Annotated in this window: 13 protein-coding genes and 1 riboswitch; of the genes, 11 read left to right on the forward strand and 2 right to left on the reverse strand. The window is 68.7% G+C overall.

What is annotated here, in order from left to right:
- The first annotated feature begins 30 nt into the window (after window positions 1-30).
- The 4 genes from ugpA to ugpQ all read left to right on the forward strand — a co-directional run bounded on the left by ugpA (window position 31) and on the right by ugpQ (window position 3729).
- A complete protein-coding gene (gene ugpA, locus KS03_RS18760) occupies window positions 31-927 on the forward strand; it encodes a sn-glycerol-3-phosphate ABC transporter permease UgpA (protein ID WP_012734401.1) in 897 nt (298 codons plus the stop codon).
- Window positions 924-1769 (forward strand): sn-glycerol-3-phosphate ABC transporter permease UgpE, encoded by an 846-nt coding sequence (gene ugpE, locus KS03_RS18765; RefSeq protein ID WP_012734402.1) that lies wholly within the window; start codon window positions 924-926, stop codon window positions 1767-1769. The genes ugpA and ugpE overlap by 4 nt, the downstream gene beginning before the upstream one ends.
- 27 nt (window positions 1770-1796) lie before the next feature.
- Complete coding sequence (locus KS03_RS18770) at window positions 1797-2882, forward strand: sn-glycerol-3-phosphate import ATP-binding protein UgpC (protein WP_045678877.1); 1086 nt, start codon at window positions 1797-1799, stop codon at window positions 2880-2882.
- A gap of 67 nt (window positions 2883-2949) precedes the next feature.
- Window positions 2950-3729 (forward strand): glycerophosphodiester phosphodiesterase, encoded by a 780-nt coding sequence (gene ugpQ / locus KS03_RS18775; RefSeq protein ID WP_012734404.1) that lies wholly within the window; start codon window positions 2950-2952, stop codon window positions 3727-3729.
- Between the two features lie 145 nt (window positions 3730-3874).
- Here the strand turns inward: ugpQ and KS03_RS18780 are convergent, their stop codons facing one another.
- Window positions 3875-4606, reverse strand: coding sequence for an OmpW/AlkL family protein (locus tag KS03_RS18780; RefSeq protein ID WP_012734405.1), 732 nt, complete (start codon window positions 4604-4606; stop codon window positions 3875-3877).
- A gap of 192 nt (window positions 4607-4798) precedes the next feature.
- Here KS03_RS18780 and KS03_RS18785 point away from each other — a divergent pair, with 192 nt between their 5' ends.
- The 3 genes from KS03_RS18785 (at window position 4799) to KS03_RS18795 (ending at window position 12068) form a co-directional block, all read left to right on the forward strand.
- Window positions 4799-5527 (forward strand): transposase, encoded by a 729-nt coding sequence (locus KS03_RS18785; protein WP_012734406.1) that lies wholly within the window; start codon window positions 4799-4801, stop codon window positions 5525-5527.
- A 269-nt stretch (window positions 5528-5796) separates the two neighbouring features.
- The gene (locus tag KS03_RS18790; protein ID WP_012734407.1) at window positions 5797-10497 is read left to right on the forward strand and encodes a glutamate synthase-related protein; all 4701 of its coding nucleotides are present in this window, start codon (window positions 5797-5799) and stop codon (window positions 10495-10497) included.
- A 104-nt stretch (window positions 10498-10601) separates the two neighbouring features.
- Window positions 10602-12068, forward strand: coding sequence for a glutamate synthase subunit beta (locus tag KS03_RS18795; RefSeq protein WP_012734408.1), 1467 nt, complete (start codon window positions 10602-10604; stop codon window positions 12066-12068).
- A 90-nt stretch (window positions 12069-12158) separates the two neighbouring features.
- Here the strand turns inward: KS03_RS18795 and KS03_RS18800 are convergent, their stop codons facing one another.
- Window positions 12159-13907: an ABC transporter ATP-binding protein/permease gene (locus KS03_RS18800; RefSeq protein ID WP_012734409.1), complete on the reverse strand. Its 1749-nt coding sequence runs from the start codon at window positions 13905-13907 to the stop codon at window positions 12159-12161.
- A 355-nt stretch (window positions 13908-14262) separates the two neighbouring features.
- Window positions 14263-14399: riboswitch (TPP riboswitch) on the forward strand.
- Between the two features lie 225 nt (window positions 14400-14624).
- On the opposite strand from KS03_RS18800, the gene KS03_RS18805 reads away from it, so the two are divergent.
- Genes KS03_RS18805 through thiE form a run of 4 tightly spaced genes read left to right on the forward strand, consistent with a single transcriptional unit; the run spans window position 14625 to window position 17975 of the window.
- Window positions 14625-15791: an FAD-dependent oxidoreductase gene (locus KS03_RS18805; protein WP_012734410.1), complete on the forward strand. Its 1167-nt coding sequence runs from the start codon at window positions 14625-14627 to the stop codon at window positions 15789-15791.
- A 28-nt stretch (window positions 15792-15819) separates the two neighbouring features.
- The gene (thiS, locus tag KS03_RS18810) at window positions 15820-16017 is read left to right on the forward strand and encodes a sulfur carrier protein ThiS (protein ID WP_012734411.1); all 198 of its coding nucleotides are present in this window, start codon (window positions 15820-15822) and stop codon (window positions 16015-16017) included.
- Between the two features lie 48 nt (window positions 16018-16065).
- Complete coding sequence (locus KS03_RS18815) at window positions 16066-16881, forward strand: thiazole synthase (RefSeq protein WP_012734412.1); 816 nt, start codon at window positions 16066-16068, stop codon at window positions 16879-16881.
- Window positions 16878-17975, forward strand: coding sequence for a thiamine phosphate synthase (thiE, locus tag KS03_RS30205; RefSeq protein WP_012734413.1), 1098 nt, complete (start codon window positions 16878-16880; stop codon window positions 17973-17975). Before KS03_RS18815 ends, thiE begins: the two co-directional genes overlap by 4 nt.
- Window positions 17976-18064: the final 89 nt, after the last annotated feature.

The raw sequence follows: 18064 nt of genomic DNA on the forward strand, positions 1-18064 counted from the left end.
GCCGGTTTTCCCGTCGACGGAAAGCCATCGATGTCATCTCGTACCCGTTCCCGTTCCCGTTTCGGTGCCGGCCTGCTGCCGTACCTGCTGGTCGCGCCGCAGCTCGCGATCACCGCGGTGTTCTTTCTCTGGCCGGCCGGCGTCGCGCTCTGGCAATCGACGCAGTCGCAGGACGCGTTCGGCACTACCAGCGAGTTCGTCGGCTTCGCCAACTTCGCGCACCTGTTCGGCGATCCGCTCTATCTCGACTCGCTGCGCACCACGCTGGTGTTCAGCGGGCTGGTGACCGTGATCGGGCTCGCCGTCTCGCTGCTGCTGGCGGCCTGCGCGGATCGCGTGGTGCGCGGCTCGCGCACCTATCGCACGCTGCTGATCTGGCCGTATGCGGTGGCGCCGACGGTGGCCGCCGTGCTATGGGCGTTCCTGTTCAACCCGAGCATCGGCGTGATCACCTATGCGCTCGCCAGGCTCGGCATCGTCTGGAACCACGCGCTCGACGCCGATCAGGCGATGGCGCTGGTGGTGATCGCGTCGGTCTGGAAGCAGGTCAGCTACAACTTCCTGTTCTTCTACGCCGGCCTGCAGGCGATTCCGCGCTCGCTGATCGAGGCGGCCGCGCTCGACGGCGCCGGCCCCGCGCGCCGCTTCGTCGACATCGCGCTGCCGCTGCTTTCGCCCACCAGCTTCTTCCTGCTGATCGTCAACCTCGTCTACGCGTTCTTCGACACCTTCCCGGTGATCGACGCGGCCACCGCGGGCGGCCCCGGCCAAAGCACCAAGACGCTGATCTACAAGATCTTCACCGAGGGCTTCCAGGGGCTCGACATCGGCAGCTCGGGCGCGCAGTCGGTGGTGCTGATGGTGATCGTGGTCGCGCTGACCGTGGTGCAATTCCGCTTCGTCGAACGCCGGGTGCAATACGCATGATCGAGAATCGCAAGGGCTTCGACCGGTTCTGTCACGCGGTGCTGATCGCAGGCGCCGCGCTCCTGCTGTTTCCCGTCTACGTGGGCTTTTGCGCCGCGACGATGAGTTCGGCCGAGGTGTTCACGGTGCCGATGTCGCTGGTGCCGAGCACGCACCTGTTCGAGAACATCGCCACCATCTGGCATCGCGGCAGCGGCGCCACCACCGCGCCGTTCGGCGTGCTGCTGATGAACAGCCTGGTGATGGCGCTGGCAATCGCGTTCGGCAAGATCGCCGTGTCGATCCTGTCGGCCTACGCGATCGTCTACTTCCGCTTCCCGCTGCGCAACGCCGCGTTCTGGGTGATCTTCGTCACGCTGATGCTGCCGGTGGAGGTGCGCATCTTCCCGACCGTGCAGGTGGTGTCCACGCTCGGCATGACCAACGGCTACGCGGGCCTGACGCTGCCGCTGATGGCCTCGGCCACGGCCACCTTCCTGTTCCGGCAGTTCTTCATGACGCTGCCCGACGAGCTGATGGACGCCGCCCGAATCGACGGGGCCGGGCCGCTGCGCTTCTTCTGGGACGTGGTGCTGCCGCTGTCGCACACCAGCATCGCGGCGCTGTTCGTGATCACCTTCATCTACGGCTGGAACCAGTATTTGTGGCCGATCCTGATCACCACCGACGGCGCGATGTCCACCGCCGTGGTCGGCATCAAGACCATGATCGCGAGCGGCGACGCGGCCACCGAATGGCATCTCGTGATGGCCGCCACGCTGCTGACGATGCTGCCGCCGCTGGTGGTGGTGCTGGCGATGCAGCGCTGGTTCGTGCGCGGCCTGGTGGACACCGAAAAATAACCCGCTTTATCCGGAGAGTTGCGAAGCATGGCTGCACTGAGCTTGAACGGCGTCAGGAAGACCTATGACGGCAAGTATGCCGTGCTGCACGGCATCGACGTCGAGATCGCCGACGGCGAGTTCGTGGTGCTGGTCGGACCGTCCGGCTGCGGGAAATCCACGCTGCTGCGGATGATCGCGGGCCTGGAGAGCATCTCCGAGGGCGAGATCGCGATCGGCGGGCAGGTGGTCAACACCCTGGAGCCGAAGGACCGCGACATCGCGATGGTGTTCCAGAACTACGCGCTGTATCCGCACATGACGGTCGCGCAGAACATGGGCTATGGCCTGAAGATCCGCGGCATCGAGCGGGCCGTGATCGAGCAGCGCGTGGCCTCGGCCGCGCGCATCCTCGAACTCGAGCCGCTGCTCGCGCGGCGCCCGCGCGAACTGTCGGGCGGCCAGCGCCAGCGCGTCGCGATGGGCCGCGCGATCGTGCGCGAGCCGGCCGTGTTCCTGTTCGACGAGCCGTTGTCGAACCTCGACGCGAAGCTGCGCGTGCAGATGCGGCTCGAGATCCAGCGCCTGCACGGCCGGCTGCGCACCACCAGCGTGTACGTGACGCACGATCAGATCGAGGCCATGACGCTCGCGCAGCGCGTGATCGTGATGAACCTCGGGCGCGCGGAGCAGATCGGCGCGCCGGTCGACGTCTACGAGAAGCCGGCAACGGTGTTCGTGGCCGGCTTCATCGGCTCGCCGGCGATGAATCTGCTGCGTGGCCGGCTGTCGGCCGACGGCGCGCTGTTCGAGGTGAACGACGGCGGCCCGCGCCTGCCGGTGGCCGGTGCCGCCGGCATCGGCCGCGAGGTGGCGCCGGGCCGCGAGTGGGTGCTCGGCGTGCGGCCCGAGCACATGACGCCGCAGCCGGGCATGCCGGTCGCGCCGCTCGTCGTCGACTCCTGCGAGCTGCTCGGCGCCGACAATCTCGTGCACGGCCGCTGGGGGCCCTACGACCTGGCCGTGCGGCTGCCCTATGCGGAGCGGCCCGCGCGCGGCACCGCGCTGGCCGTCTCGCTGCCCGCGCACCGCCTGCACTTCTTCGATCCCGTCACGGGCCGGCGCGCGAACTGAGCCGCATCGGCCGAATCATTTTCCCGCCGCGCCGGCGATGCGGCGGGGCCATCAGGAGAACGCCGCGATGAGCGACACCCACGCCCCCATCGGCTGGCCCTATGCCGGCCTCGCCCGGATCGTCGCGCATCGCGGCGGCGGCCGGCTCGCGCCCGAGAACACGCTGGCGGCGCTCGAGGAGGGCGCGCGGCGCGGGCACCGGATGGTGGAGTTCGACGCCAAGCTGTCGGCCGACGGCGTGAGCTTCCTGCTGCACGACGACACCGTCGAGCGCACCTCGAACGGGCGCGGCGCGGCCGCGGCCATGGCTTATCGCGAACTGGCGGCGCTCGACGCCGGCGCCTGGTTCGACGCGCGCTTCGCCGGCGAGCGGATGCCGACGCTCGAGCAGGCCGCCGCGCGCTGCCTCGCGCTCGGGCTTGCCGCCAATGTCGAGATCAAGCCCTGCCCCGGCCGCGAGGCCGAGACGGGCGAGCGCGTCGCGTGCGACGCGGCCCGCCTCTGGCACGACGCGGCGGTGCCGCCGCTGCTGTCGTCGTTTTCGGTGGCGGCGCTGGCGGCGGCGCGCGCCGCCGCGCCCGCTCTGCCGCGCGGGCTGCTGGTCGAGACGCTGCCTGCCGACTGGCGCGCGCTCACGGCCGAACTGGGCTGCGTTTCGCTGCACGCGAGCCATCTCGCGCTAGACGCGGCGAGCGTCGCCGCAATCCGGGCAGCCGGATTGCATGTGCTGGCCTACACCGTCAACGAGCCCGCGCGCGCGAGCGAGCTGCTCGACTGGGGCGTGGACCTGATCTGCACCGACCGGATCGACTCGATCGGGCCGCAGTTTGCCAAGTCCGGAGAATAAAGTCGCGGATTTGCCGCGATGATGGAAGTGAATCTGCTCCGGCCCTCAGGGGCCGGAGCATGATTGCTTTCCGTTTTCGTAACTTCAGGAAAAAATCGCTACAAATTGCAGCGAAAATAACCATTCCCCAAATATTCGACTACGCTTAGAAGCGGTAGCCGATGTTCACGTAGCTGACGATCGGATTGAGCTTGATGTGCGCCTGCGAGGTTTGGGTGAGGGTGCCGACCTGCGTGGGACGTTGGGTGGTCAGCGTGGCGGTCAGGCTTACCGGGATGTACGAGATCGACACGCCGGCGAACCAGTGCTTCGTGAAGTTGTAGTTGAAGCCGGCGTTGAACACGGGGGCCCACTGGTTGCTGGTGGTGACGTTGGTCGGGCCGCCGAGCACGTTGTTTTCGAAGGTGCGGTTGGTCAGCTTGGCGCCGGTGAAGTAGATGTACGACGCGCCGACGCCGACATAGGGGCGGAATTTCGCCTCGGCGCTGTTGAAGTAGTACTTGAGCAGGACCGCCGGGCTCCACTGGTAGGCATGGCCGAGCGTGCCGAACGGCGAGAGCGAACCCTTACCGTTCAGATTGAACTTTGGCGGGATCCCGTAGACGAACTCGGCAGCGATGTGGTCGGTCACGAAATAGCCGGTGGTGATGCCGAGCGTGTCGGCGTCGCTGATACCGGCGCCGGTGTTGGCGACCGAGCGGTTCACGGGCGTGCCGCCGACGGACATCACCTTCAGCGGGTCGCTCGAATCCTGAGGGGCAAGGTGAAACCAGCCCGTGGTGACGTAGAAGCTTCCAGCCGATTGTGCTTGTGCGGTGGTGCCGGCGGTCAGCAATGCCAGCGCAACAGCCCCCGTAATGGCCAATTGTTGTTTCATAGATTGTCTCCTCCTTGATTTGAGCGTGCTCATTATGACTACGGCGTTTCAAACGGAATAGGCTAGTAAGCTAGAGCAATTTCCCTAGGGTCCGCACATTCGTGCGAATCCTCCCTGCCGCGCGGGGCTCTGCGCGGATGCAGTCATTCGGGCCTTCGGGTATTTCCTAACGCGATCAAACGGACATTCAGCATGGCACGGCTAGCACGACTCTATGTTCCCGATCAGCCGCAGCACGTCATTCTGCGCGGTCTGGATCAGCAACCGGCGTTCGTCGATGACCAGGATTACGAGCTTTTCATCGATTGCCTGAAGGCGGCGGCGCGCGATCATCAACTGGCAGTGCATGCCTACGTGCTGCTGCCCCGACAGGTTCAACTGCTCGTCACGCCAAGCGACGAGGCGAGCCTGCCGAAGGCGATGCAGGCGGTCGGCCGGCGCTACGTCGCTCACTTCAACCGGCGCTACTCGCGGCGCGGCACGCTCTGGGAAGGGCGCTACCGCGCCACCGTGATCGAGGGCGAACGCTACTTCCTGCTGGCGAGCCGGGTGGTGGAGCTGAGCCCGGTGCGTGCCCAGCTGGCCCAGACGGCCGAGGGCTATCGCTGGTCGAGCTATCGCCACCACATCGGCCTGACCGTCGACAGCCTGATTACCGATCACCCGCTCTACTGGGCGCTCGGCAACACGCCGTTCGAACGGCAGCGCGCCTACAAGGAACTCTGCGAGCAGCCGCTCGACGAGCGCCAGACCGAGCAGTTGCAGCAGGCCACGCTCAAGGGCTGGGTGCTCGGCGGCGAAACCTACCGCGAGTGGGCGGCGCGCACCGCCAATCGCCGCGTTTCGCCGCTACCGCGCGGACGGCCGCGTAAGGTACGTGAAAACAACGGCCCGCACAACCCGCCCGCGCATCAGCAATAACGGCGGCGCGCCCGGCGGCATCCTCGGATGCCGCTTTTTTTGCACCTTTTCGATACGTCCCCAATAAAAAGGCACCAAATGGAAACATTCGTTAAATAGGTGTCAGAACAAACGGTTTTATTTGCCACGCGCTTGATTCGTCGCGTATATTCCGGATTCCGGCATGCCGGGCGCGATCGTGTCCGGATTTGCCCGCCACGTCGCCGCCGAGCGGCGGGCTCCCAGCAGACGTTTCAACGGCCGCGAGGCCCTTACCAGACGGTGTCCCCATGAACGACCACCAAGAGCCGCACGGCGCGGCCCCCGCCGCGCAAGGTCTGTACGACCCGCAGAACGAGCATGACGCCTGCGGCGTCGGTTTCGTCGCTCACATCAAGGGCAAGAGGAGCCACGAGATCATCGAGCAGGGTCTGAAGATCCTCGAGAATCTCGATCACCGTGGCGCGGTGGGCGCCGATCCGCTGATGGGCGACGGCGCGGGCATCCTGATCCAGATCCCGGACGCGTTCTACCGCGAGGAAATGGCCAAGCAGGGCGTGACGCTGCCGCCTGCCGGCGAATACGGGGTAGGGATGATCTTCCTGCCGAAGGAAAACGCGTCGCGGATCGCCTGCGAGCAGGAGCTCGAGCGCACCGTCAAGGCGGAAGGCCAGGTGGTGCTGGGCTGGCGCGACGTGCCGGTCGATTCCAGCATGCCGGTCTCGCCGACGGTCAAGGCCTCCGAGCCGCTGATCCGCCAGATCTTCATCGGCCGCGGCAAGGACGTGATCGTCACCGACGCGCTCGAGCGCAAGCTCTACGTGATCCGCAAGACCGCCAGCCACCGCATCCAGGCGCTCAAGCTCAAGCACGGCAAGGAATACTTCGTGCCGTCGATGTCGGCGCGCACCATCGTCTACAAGGGCCTGCTGCTCGCGGGCCAGGTCGGCGTCTACTATCTCGACTTGCAGGACGCACGCGTGGTGTCGGCGCTCGCGCTGGTCCACCAGCGTTTCTCGACCAACACGTTCCCGGCCTGGGAGCTCGCGCACCCGTATCGGATGATCGCCCACAACGGCGAGATCAACACGGTGAAGGGCAACGTCAACTGGCTCAACGCGCGCACCGGCGCGATCGCGAGCCACGTGCTCGGCGACGACCTGCCCAAGCTCTGGCCGCTGATCTACCCGGGCCAGTCGGACACCGCCTCGTTCGACAACTGCCTCGAACTGCTGGTGATGGCGGGCTACCCGCTCGTTCACGCGATGATGATGATGATCCCGGAAGCCTGGGAGCAGCACACGCTGATGGACGACAACCGCCGCGCGTTCTACGAATACCATGCCGCGATGATGGAGCCGTGGGACGGCCCCGCCGCGATCGCGTTCACCGACGGCCGCCAGATCGGCGCGACGCTCGACCGTAACGGCCTGCGTCCGGCGCGCTACATCGTGACCGACGACGATCTCGTGATCATGGCCTCGGAAGCGGGCACGCTGCCGATCCCCGAATCGAAGATCGTCAAGAAGTGGCGCCTGCAGCCGGGCAAGATGTTCCTGATCGACATGGAGCACGGCCGCATCATCGACGACAAGGAGCTGAAGGACAACCTGGCCAACGCCAAGCCCTACAAGAGCTGGATCGACGCGGTGCGCATCAAGCTCGACGAGATCGACCCGAAGGACGAGGACGTGGCCGCGGAGCGCCGGGCGGCCGCCTCGCTGCTCGACCGCCAGCAGGCGTTCGGCTATACCCAGGAGGACCTCAAGTTCCTGATGGCGCCGATGGCGCAGCAGGGCGAGGAGGCGGTCGGCTCGATGGGCAACGACTCGCCGCTCGCGGTGATGTCGAACAAGAACAAGACGCTCTACCATTACTTCAAGCAGTTGTTCGCGCAGGTCACGAACCCGCCGATCGACCCGATCCGCGAGAACATGGTGATGTCGCTCGTGTCGTTCATCGGCCCGAAGCCGAACTTGCTCGACACGCAGAACGTGAACCCGCCGATGCGCCTGGAAGTGTCCCAGCCGGTGCTGGACTTCAAGGACATCGCGAAGATCCGCTCGATCGACCGGTACACGGGCGGCAAGTTCAGCGCCTACGAACTGAGCATCTGCTATCCGGCCAGTTGGGGCAAGGAAGGCATCGAGGCGCGTCTGGCCTCGCTGTGCGCCGAGGCGGCCGATGCCGTGAAGTCGGGCTACAACATCCTGATCGTGTCGGACCGCAAGACCGACGCGGAAACGGTCGCGATCCCGGCGCTGCTCGCCACCTCGGCGATCCACTCGCACCTGGTCGACCAGGGCCTGCGCACCAGCACCGGCCTGGTCGTCGAAACCGGCTCGGCGCGCGAGACGCATCACTTCGCGCTGCTGGCCGGCTACGGCGCGGAAGCGGTCCACCCGTACCTCGCGATGGAAACGCTCGCCAAGATGGCCGAAGGGCTGCCGGGCGAGCTGTCGGCCGAGAAGGCGATCTACAACTTCACCAAGGCGGTCGGCAAGGGCCTCTACAAGGTGATGTCGAAGATGGGCATCTCGACCTACATGTCCTATACCGGCGCGCAGATCTTCGAGGCGGTCGGCCTCGCCAGCGAGCTCGTCAACAAGTACTTCAAGGGCACGGCCTCGAAGGTCGGCGGCATCGGCCTGTTCGAGGTGGCCGAGGAAGCGCTGCGCCTGCATCGCGACGCGTTCGGCGACAACCCGCTGCTGCGCGACATGCTCGACGCGGGCGGCGAGTACGCGTTCCGCGTGCGCGGCGAGGACCACATGTGGACGCCCGATTCGATCGCCAAGCTGCAGCACGCCACGCGCAGCAACTCGTACCAGACCTACAAGGAATACGCGCACCTGATCAACGACCAGACGCGCCGTCACATGACGTTCCGCGGCCTGTTCGAGTTCAAGGTCGATCCGTCCAAGGCGATCTCGATCGACGAGGTCGAGCCGGCCAAGGAGATCGTCAAGCGCTTCGCCACCGGCGCGATGTCGCTCGGCTCGATCAGCACGGAAGCGCATGCCACGCTGGCGGTGGCGATGAACCGCATCGGCGGCAAGTCGAACACCGGCGAGGGCGGCGAGGACGTGAACCGCTACCACAACGAGCTGCGCGGCATCCCGATCAAGAGCGGCGAGACGCTGCGCTCGGTGATCGGCGAGGAAGTCGTGCGCGACATCCCGCTCAAGGACGGCGATTCGCTGCGCTCCAAGATCAAGCAGGTTGCCTCGGGCCGCTTCGGCGTGTCGGCGGAATACCTGTCGTCGGCCGACCAGATCCAGATCAAGATGGCGCAGGGCGCGAAGCCGGGCGAGGGCGGCCAACTGCCGGGCCACAAGGTGACCGAGTACATCGGCAAGCTGCGCTACGCGGTGCCGGGCGTCGGCCTGATCTCGCCGCCGCCGCACCACGACATCTACTCGATCGAGGATCTGGCGCAGCTGATCCACGACCTGAAGAACGTCAACCCGGCGTCGAGCATCTCTGTGAAGCTCGTCTCGGAGGTGGGCGTCGGCACGGTGGCGGCGGGCGTGGCCAAGGCCAAGGCCGACCACGTCGTGATCGCAGGCCACGACGGCGGCACCGGCGCCTCGCCGCTGTCGTCGCTCAAGCACGCCGGCACGCCGTGGGAGCTGGGCCTTGCCGAAACCCAGCAGACCCTGGTGCTCAACGGGCTGCGCGGCCGGATTCGCGTGCAGGCGGACGGCCAGATGAAGACCGGCCGCGACGTCGCGATCGGCGCGCTGCTCGGCGCCGACGAGTTCGGCTTCGCGACCGCGCCGCTGGTGGTGCAGGGCTGCATCATGATGCGCAAGTGCCATCTGAACACCTGCCCGGTCGGCGTCGCGACGCAGGACCCGGTGCTGCGCGCGAAGTTCTCGGGCCAGCCGGAACACGTCGTCAACTATTTCTTCTTCGTCGCCGAGGAAGTGCGCGAGATCATGGCGCAGCTCGGCATCGCGAAGTTCGACGACCTGATCGGCCGTGCCGACCTGCTCGACACGCGCAAGGGCGTCGAGCACTGGAAGGCCAAGGGCCTCGACTTCACGCGCGTGTTCTACCAGCCGCGGGTCGAGAACGCCTCGACGCGCCACGTCGACGTGCAGGACCACGGCCTCGAGCGCGCGCTCGACCACACGCTGATCGAGAAGGCGCGTGCCGCGATCGACAACGGCGAGCATGTCTCGTTCATCCAGCCGGTGCGCAACGTGAACCGCACGGTCGGCGCGATGCTCTCCGGCGTGATCGCGAAGAAGCACGGCCGCGAGGGCCTGGCCGACGACGCGATCCACATCCAGCTGAAGGGCACCGCGGGCCAGAGCTTCGGCGCGTTCCTCGCCAAGGGCGTGACGCTCGATCTGGTCGGCGACGGTAACGACTACGTCGGCAAGGGCCTGTCGGGCGGGCGCATCATCATCCGCCCGACCAACGACTTCCGCGGCAAGTCCGAGGAAAACATCATCTGCGGCAACACGGTGATGTACGGCGCGCTGGAGGGCGAGGCCTTCTTCCGCGGCGTGGCGGGCGAGCGCTTCTGCGTGCGCAACTCGGGCGCCACGGCGGTGGTCGAGGGTACCGGCGACCACGGCTGCGAGTACATGACGGGCGGCACGGTGGTGGTGCTCGGCGAGACCGGGCGCAACTTCGCGGCCGGCATGTCGGGCGGCCTCGCCTATGTCTACGATCCGGACGGCACCTTCGCTGCGAAGTGCAACAAGGCGATGGTCGCGCTCGATCCGGTGCTGCAGCAGGCCGAGCAGGAGCGCACCGTCGACCGCGCGATCTGGCATGCCGGGCAGACCGACGAGGCGCTGCTCAAGGGGCTGGTCGAGCGTCACTTCCAGTTCACCGGCTCGCCGCGCGCGAAGTCGCTGCTGGAGAACTGGGACGCGGCGCGGCGCCAGTTCGTGAAGGTGTTTCCGCACGAATACAAGCGCGCGCTCGGCGAGATCGCGGCGGCGAAGGCCGCCAAGGAAGCCGTCGCCGCCTGACGCACCCGGCGCACGGCAGCCGCGAAACGACATAGCGGACGCGCCCGCCGCCACCGGCGGGCGCGTTCCCCACCCGACACACCCCCGATTCAGACGAGAACCTTATGGGCAAGGCAACCGGTTTTCTCGAGTTCGAACGCCGCCACGAGGCGTACGAGGCTCCGCTCACGCGCGTGAAGCACTACAAGGAATTCGTCGCGGCGCTGTCCGACGACGACGCGAAGATCCAGGGCGCGCGCTGCATGGATTGCGGCATCCCGTTCTGCAACAACGGCTGCCCGGTCAACAACATCATCCCGGACTTCAACGACCTGGTGTACCGCCAGGACTGGCAGCAGGCCATCGAGGTCCTCCACTCGACCAACAACTTCCCCGAGTTCACGGGCCGCATCTGCCCGGCGCCGTGCGAGGCGGCCTGCACGCTCGGCATCAACAACGATCCGGTCGGCATCAAGTCGATCGAGCACGCGATCATCGACAAGGCCTGGGCCGAAGGCTGGGTCAAGCCGCTGCCGGCCGAACACAAGACCGGCAAGAAGGTCGCCGTGGTCGGCTCCGGCCCGGCGGGCCTGGCGGCCGCGCAGCAGCTCGCGCGCGCCGGCCACGAGGTGACGGTGTTCGAGAAGAACGACCGGATCGGCGGCCTGCTGCGCTACGGCATCCCCGACTTCAAGCTCGAGAAGTGGCTGATCGACCGCCGCATGCGCCAGATGGAAGCCGAGGGCGTCACGTTCCGCACCAGCGTGTTCATCGGCAAGGAAGCGCTGCCGGACATGATCGGCAACATGGCGAAGGAAACCATCTCGCCCGAGCAGCTGAAGGAAACGTTCGACGCGGTGGTGATCGCAGGCGGCTCCGAGACGCCGCGCGACCTGCCGGTGCCGGGCCGCGAGCTCGAAGGCGTCCATTTCGCGATGGATTTCCTGCCGCAGCAGAACCGCGTGAACGCCGGTGACAAGCTGGCCGACCAACTGCTTGCCAAGGGCAAGCACGTCGTCGTGATCGGCGGCGGCGACACGGGTTCGGACTGCGTGGGCACCTCGAACCGCCACGGCGCGAAGTCGGTCACGCAGTTCGAGCTGTTGCCGCAGCCGCCGGAAACCGAGAACAAGCCGCTCGTCTGGCCGTACTGGCCGATCAAGCTGCGCACCTCGTCGTCGCACGAGGAAGGCTGCGAGCGCGACTGGGCGGTGGCGACCAAGCGCCTCGAGGGCAAGAACGGCAAGGTCGAGAAGCTGATCGCCGTGCGCGTCGAATGGAAGGACGGCAAGATGGTCGAGGTGGCCGGCTCCGAGTTCGAGATGAAGGCGGACCTGGTGCTGCTGGCGATGGGCTTCACGCAGCCGGCCGCGCCGGTGCTCGACGCGTTCGGCGTGGCCAAGGACGCGCGCGGCAACGCACGCGCCGCCACCGAAGGCGAGCGTGCCTACACGACCTCGGTCGACAAGGTGTTCGCGGCCGGCGACATGCGCCGCGGCCAGTCGCTGGTGGTCTGGGCGATCCGCGAAGGCCGCCAGTGCGCGCGCGCCGTCGACGCGTTCCTGATGGGGCATTCGGAACTGCCGCGCTGAGCGGGCGGCGGCGCGCGCCGCCGGACGAACGAAAAAAGAGCACGCCCCGGCGTGCTCTTTTTGCTGGCGGGGCCGGTCAGCCCCGGTGTCTCAGGCCGTGCGCCGCACGTCCAGCCTGCGGTCGTGGAACGCCGCGAGCGCTTCGCGGTGGGCGATGCTGACGATGGCCGCGCCCGGCAGGCGCGCGGCCATCAGGCTGTAGAGGTTCGCCTCGTTGTCGGCGTCGAGCGCGCTCGTCGCCTCGTCGAGGAACAGGTAGTCGGGCTTGTGCAGCAGCACGCGCGCGCCGGCCAGGCGCTGCTGCTCGCCCGGCGAGAGCACGCGCGTCCAGTGCGCCGCCTCGTCGAGGCGCGTCGCGTACTCGGCGAGGCCGCAGTCGCGCAGCGCCGCGCGGCAGGTCTCGTCGTCGAAGCGCGCGGCCGGCGAAGGATAGGTGAGGGCGGCCTTCAGCGAGCCGATCGGCAGATAGCTCTGCTGCGGCACGAACATCATGCGCGCGCCCACCGGCGCGTCGATCGCGCCGTTGCCGAACGGCCAGAGGCCCGCCAGCGCCCGCATCAGCGTGCTCTTGCCGGCGCCGGACGGCCCGCGCACCAGCCAGCGCGAACCGGGCTCGATGGTCACGTCGGCGATGCTCGAGAGCGGAGTGCCGTCGGGCAGCGCCAGGCGCAGGCCGCGCGTGGTCAGCGAGGGCGCATCGACGTAGTGCAGGTTGATGCCGCCGTGCTCGGTGGCGGGCGAGAGGGTTTCCTTCAGGTGCGAGCTGCGCGTGACGCGCATGAATTCGCGCAGACGGTTGATGGTGGCGCGCCATTCCACCAGCGTGCCGTAACTGTTGATGAACCACGAGAACGAGTCGCTGACGGTGCCGAAGGCGTTGGTGATCTGCATCAGCACGCCGAACGAGAAGGCACCGGCGAAGTAGCGCGGCGCGGCCACCATGAGCGGGAAGATCATCGCCAGCTGGCCGTAGAAGTTCAGCACGAAGTTCAGGCGCCGCGTGTAGGCCATCAGCCGCCACCAGTTGTCGCGAATCCGCTGGAACAGGTCCTGCGCGCCCTGCTTCTCGAGCGCCATGCCGTCATAGAACGCGATCTGCTCGGCGTTCTCGCGGATCCGGATCAGGCCGAAACGGAAATCGGCCTCGACGCGCTCCTGCTGGTAGTTGATCGACACCAGCGGGTGCCCGGCCTTGTGCATCACGAACGAGCCGACCAGCGCGTAGAGCGCGGCGGCCCACACCATGTAGCCGGGAATCTGGATCGTGCTGCCGCCGAGCGGGATCGACAGCGCGCCCGCCAGGCCCCACAGGATCGTGATGAACGAGAACAGCGTGACCACCGTGGACAGCAGGTCCAGCGACAGCGCGAGCGTGGTGGTGGCCAGCGCGTTGAGGTCGTTGGTGATCCGCTGGTCGGGGTTGTCGGCGAGACGGTCGCGTTCGATCCGGTAGAACGCGCGGTCGCCGAACCATTCGTCGAGCGCGCTGTTGGTGACCCACTGGCGCCAGCGGAAGCCGAGCAGCTGGCGCAGGTAGCGGCTGTAGACGAACAGGATGATCGAGGCGAACGCGAGGCCGGCGAAGACCAGCAGCAGGTGCGGGAACTGCGCGGCGTGCTTCTGCTGCAGCGCGTTGTTGAAGTCCGCGTACCAGGCGTTGATCCTCACGCTGATCCAGACGTTCGCGAGGTTCATCGCGATGATCGAGAGCAGCAGGCTCCAGGCGATCTTCCATTCCGAGGACACCCAGTACGGCTTGATGAGGCTCCAGGCGGAGACGCGGATATCGTCGGGCGAGGGGACGTTCGCGGCGCGGGCGACAGGGGACGGTGCGGTCATGAACTTCCTGCTGGATGAGGCGGCGCAGGGCCGCGAAATTCGAAGCGCCGCGTGTTGCGAACCGGTGGACGCAGCGGCGCGCCTGAAATCGTGCCATATGGCGACGTCCGGCGGATTGTGTCGCGCATCGCTTAAACGGCACTTAACGGCCGGCCGGCGTGGCGCGCGAGGGCGGCCACCGGCCGGCGCGATCCGGCATTGTGCCAGCGTGGTGCCGGCGCGCGCAGGAATCGGGGAGTCGGGCGCGCCGCTGCCGCGGGCGCTTCCCGGCCCCTGCCGGAGCGGGCGCGATCCCGCACCGGTCATGCTGCGCCGCGGTTTGCGACCGTTTCCGCTTCTGTGGTCTAATGGCCGCCAGACGAAACAGGGGTGCTTTGCTGCCTGTCGGCGTCCGGTGAACGATGCATCGGGATGCGCGGCGGCAAGGCTGAGAGAAGACCCTTCGCACCCGATCCGGATAATACCGGCGCGGGAAGTTTTCGATTCCACCGGGTCGCGCTGGCCGCCGCCGTCGTCGTTGGCATTGCCACGGTTCGCGCGGCGTCGGCTTCCGGGTCGGCTCCCGCCGCCGGTTTCGTCCGTTCGATTGCGCCGTTGCGCGTTACGGAAGGAGCCCATGCCCGTTCTTCACGTCCCACCGCCTAGTCTCGTTCCTCGTCTCGCCGATCCGCCTGGCCGCGCCCGCCCCGCCACCCGCCCCGGCAGGACGGCCGCGCGATGAGCGCGGCTGCTACCCGTGCCGACGTCGCCGTGCTGGGCGGCGGCCTGGTCGGCCGGCTGATCGCGTGGCGGCTCGCGGGCGCGGGCCTGCGCGTGACGCTTTACGAACGCGGCGACGCGGCCGGCTCCGGCGCGGCCGCCTGGGTCGCGGCGGCGATGCTCGCGCCGCTCGCCGAGGCGGCAAGCGCCGAACTGCTGATCACCGAACTCGGCGCCGCCTCGCTCGAACGCTGGCCCGCCTGGCTCGCGGAACTGCCCGAGCCGGTGTTTTTCCAGCGCAACGGCACGCTGGTGGTCTGGCATCACGCCGATCGTGCCGAGGCGCCGCTGTTCGAGCGCCGCGTGCGCGCCAACGCGCCGGCAACGCTCGTCGACGGCGGGCTCGTCGCGCTGGCGGGCGAGCAGGTCGGCGCGGCCGAGCCCGCTTTGGCGGGGCGCTTCGCGCGCGCCCTGCTGCTGCCGCGAGAAGGCCAGCTCGACAACCGCCAGACGCTCGCCGCGCTGGCTGCGGGGCTCGCCGCGCGCCGCGTCGGCATGCACTGGAACACGGCCGTCGAGGCGGCGCCCGAGCCGCGCGCCGGGCTCACCATCGACTGCCGCGGGCTCGGCGCGAAAGCGGCGCTGCCGGCGCTGCGCGGAATTCGCGGCGAGGTCGCGCGCATCCACGCGCCCGGCATCGGGCTCGCGCGTCCGGTGCGGCTGCTGCATCCGCGCTACCCGCTCTACCTCGCGCCGAAGCAGGACGATCTCTATGTGATCGGCGCGACCGAGGTGGAGGGCGAGGATCTCTCGCCCGTCAGCGTGCGCTCGGCGCTCGAACTGCTGAGCGCGGCGTTTTCCGTGCATCCCGGTTTCGGCGAGGCGCGCATTCTCGAGCTCGGCTCGCAGTGCCGGCCGACGCTGCCCGACCACCGGCCGGCGATCGTCTGGAGCGGCGGCGCGACGCTGGCCGTCAACGGGCTGTACCGGCACGGCTTCATGATCGCGCCGGAAGTGGCGCAGGCGGCCGTCGAATTCGTTCACGCATGGTTCGGCGGCGAATTCGGCACCGGCGGCGGCGAGACCGGCGGGGCGGGCGAGGGGCGCGACGCGCTCGCCGCATGGCGCCGTGCCGTGCGCTGGCCGACGCTGTTCCAGTATCAATCCGACCCCGTGTGCGCATGAGCGTGCCGCACCGATCCTTTACGACACCATGGACATCCAGATCAACCAGCAGACGCTGACGCTTCCCGACGGCGCGACCGTCGCCGATGCGCTCGCCGCCTACCAGGCCCGGCCGCCGTTCGCGGTCGCCGTCAACGGCGCCTTCGTCGCGCGCGCGCAGCACGCGGAACGCACGCTCGCGGCCGGCGACCGGCTCGACGTCGTGCATCCCGTCGCGGGCGGCTGACCGGCGCGGCCCGCTTGCCTGCCCGGCAGACCTTTCACAGGACTTCCCATGACGCTGCGTTCCCCCACCGATTCGCTGACGCTGTACGGCACCGTGCTGCAAAGCCGCGTGCTGCTCGGCACCTCCCGTTATCCGTCGCTGCAGTCGCTGTCCGATTCGATCGCCGCGTCGCGGCCCGGCATGGTCACCGTCGCGCTGCGCCGGCAGATGAACGCCGGCACCGCCGAGGCCGGCTTCTTCGACCTGCTGCGGCGCCACGAGGTGCCGCTGCTGCCGAACACGGCCGGCTGCCAGACCGTCGCCGAGGCGGTCAGCACCGCCCAGATGGCGCGCGAGGTGTTCGAAACCGACTGGATCAAGCTCGAACTGATCGGCGACGACTACACGCTGCAACCCGATCCGGTCGGCCTGATCGAGGCGGCCGCGCTGCTCGTCAAGGACGGCTTCAAGGTGCTGCCGTACTGCACCGAGGATCTCGTGATCGGCCGGCGGCTGCTCGATGCCGGCTGCGAGGCGCTGATGCCGTGGGGCGCGCCGATCGGCACCGGCAAGGGCGTGATGAACCCCTACGCGCTGCGCGTGCTGCGCGAGCGGCTGCCGGACGTGCCGCTGATCGTCGACGCCGGGCTCGGCGTGCCGTCGCACGCGTGCCAGGTGATGGAATGGGGCTTCGACGGCGTGCTGCTGAACACGGCCGTCTCGCAGGCCACCCATCCCGAGAGGATGGCGCGCGCCTTCGCGCAGGCCGTCGAGGCGGGCCGCGACGCCTGGCTGGCCGGGCCGATGGACCCGCGCGAGACCGCTCACGCCAGCACGCCGGTAGTCGGCATGCCGTTCTGGCACCACGACGGAGGTGGGCAATGAGCACGGGCTTCGGTGATATGTTCTGGCCCCCGGTGGATGACCTGGCGGCGGCCGCCGAGCGGATTCGCGCGCGGCTCGGCGAGTGGCCCGTGCGCCGCGCGCCGATGCGAATCTGCGTCGCGGCTCCCGAACGTGCGCAGCCGGGCGACCTGCTGGTGGTGACGTCGGGCGACGCCGAGGCCGGGCGCGCGGCCGAGGTGATCGCGGCCGGCGGCGCCGCGCTCGAGATCGACGAGCGGCACGCCACGCTGACGCACGCCGGTGCGCGGTACGCGCTGACCGCGGCCGCGCCGCTCGCCGACGACTGGATCGCGGCGCTGGCCGCGTTCGCCGACTGTGGATTCGAAGCGCACGACGCGCTGGTGCTGGCGCTTGCCTGGCGTGACGGCGACGAGGCCGCCGACGGGGATCCCTGGCCGACCGACCCGGCCCGCTTTCCGTCGATCGCCGCTGCGCCGGGTGCGCCCGAGCCGGCCTTCGCGCCGTGCCCGGCGCGGCTCGGCCTGTATCCGGTGGTGCCGTCGGCCGAATGGGTCGAACGCGTGCTCGACTACGGCGCGCGCACCGTGCAGCTGCGCGTGAAGGATGCCGCGCCAAACGCGCTGGCCGCCGAGATCGCGCGCGCGGTGGCGGCGGGGCGCCGCTACCCGGAGGCGCGCGTGTTCATCAACGACCACTGGCGGCTCGCGATCGAGGCCGGCGCCTACGGCGTGCATCTCGGCCAGGAGGATCTGCAGGAGGCCGGGCTTGGCGCGATCGCGGCGGCCGGCCTGCGGCTCGGCCTGTCGAGCCATGGCTACTACGAGATGCTGGTCGCGCTGCGCCTGCGCCCCAGCTATTTGGCGCTCGGCCCGGTGTTCGCCACCGCCACGAAGGCGGTCGCTGCGCCGCCGCAGGGCCTCGCGCGGCTCGCCCGCTACGCGCGCTTTGCCGGCCGGCGCGCGCCGCTCGTCGCGATCGGCGGCGTGACGGCCGCCAGCCTGCCCGAGGTGATCGCCGCCGGCGTCGGCAGCGTGGCCGTGGTCAGCGCGATCACGCAGGCCGCGGACCCGCGTGCCGCGGTGGGCGCGCTCGCCGCTTGCTTCGAACGCTGAAACGAAGCGTTGCGCCCGCGCGCCCGAGGCGCGGGCCTCGGGCCGGGCTGGCCAGGGGCGGCAGGGGCCGCTAACGGGGCGGTCGTCCG

It is taken from the genome of Burkholderia glumae LMG 2196 = ATCC 33617 (assembly GCF_000960995.1).
Classification (GTDB): Bacteria; Pseudomonadota; Gammaproteobacteria; order Burkholderiales; family Burkholderiaceae; genus Burkholderia; species Burkholderia glumae.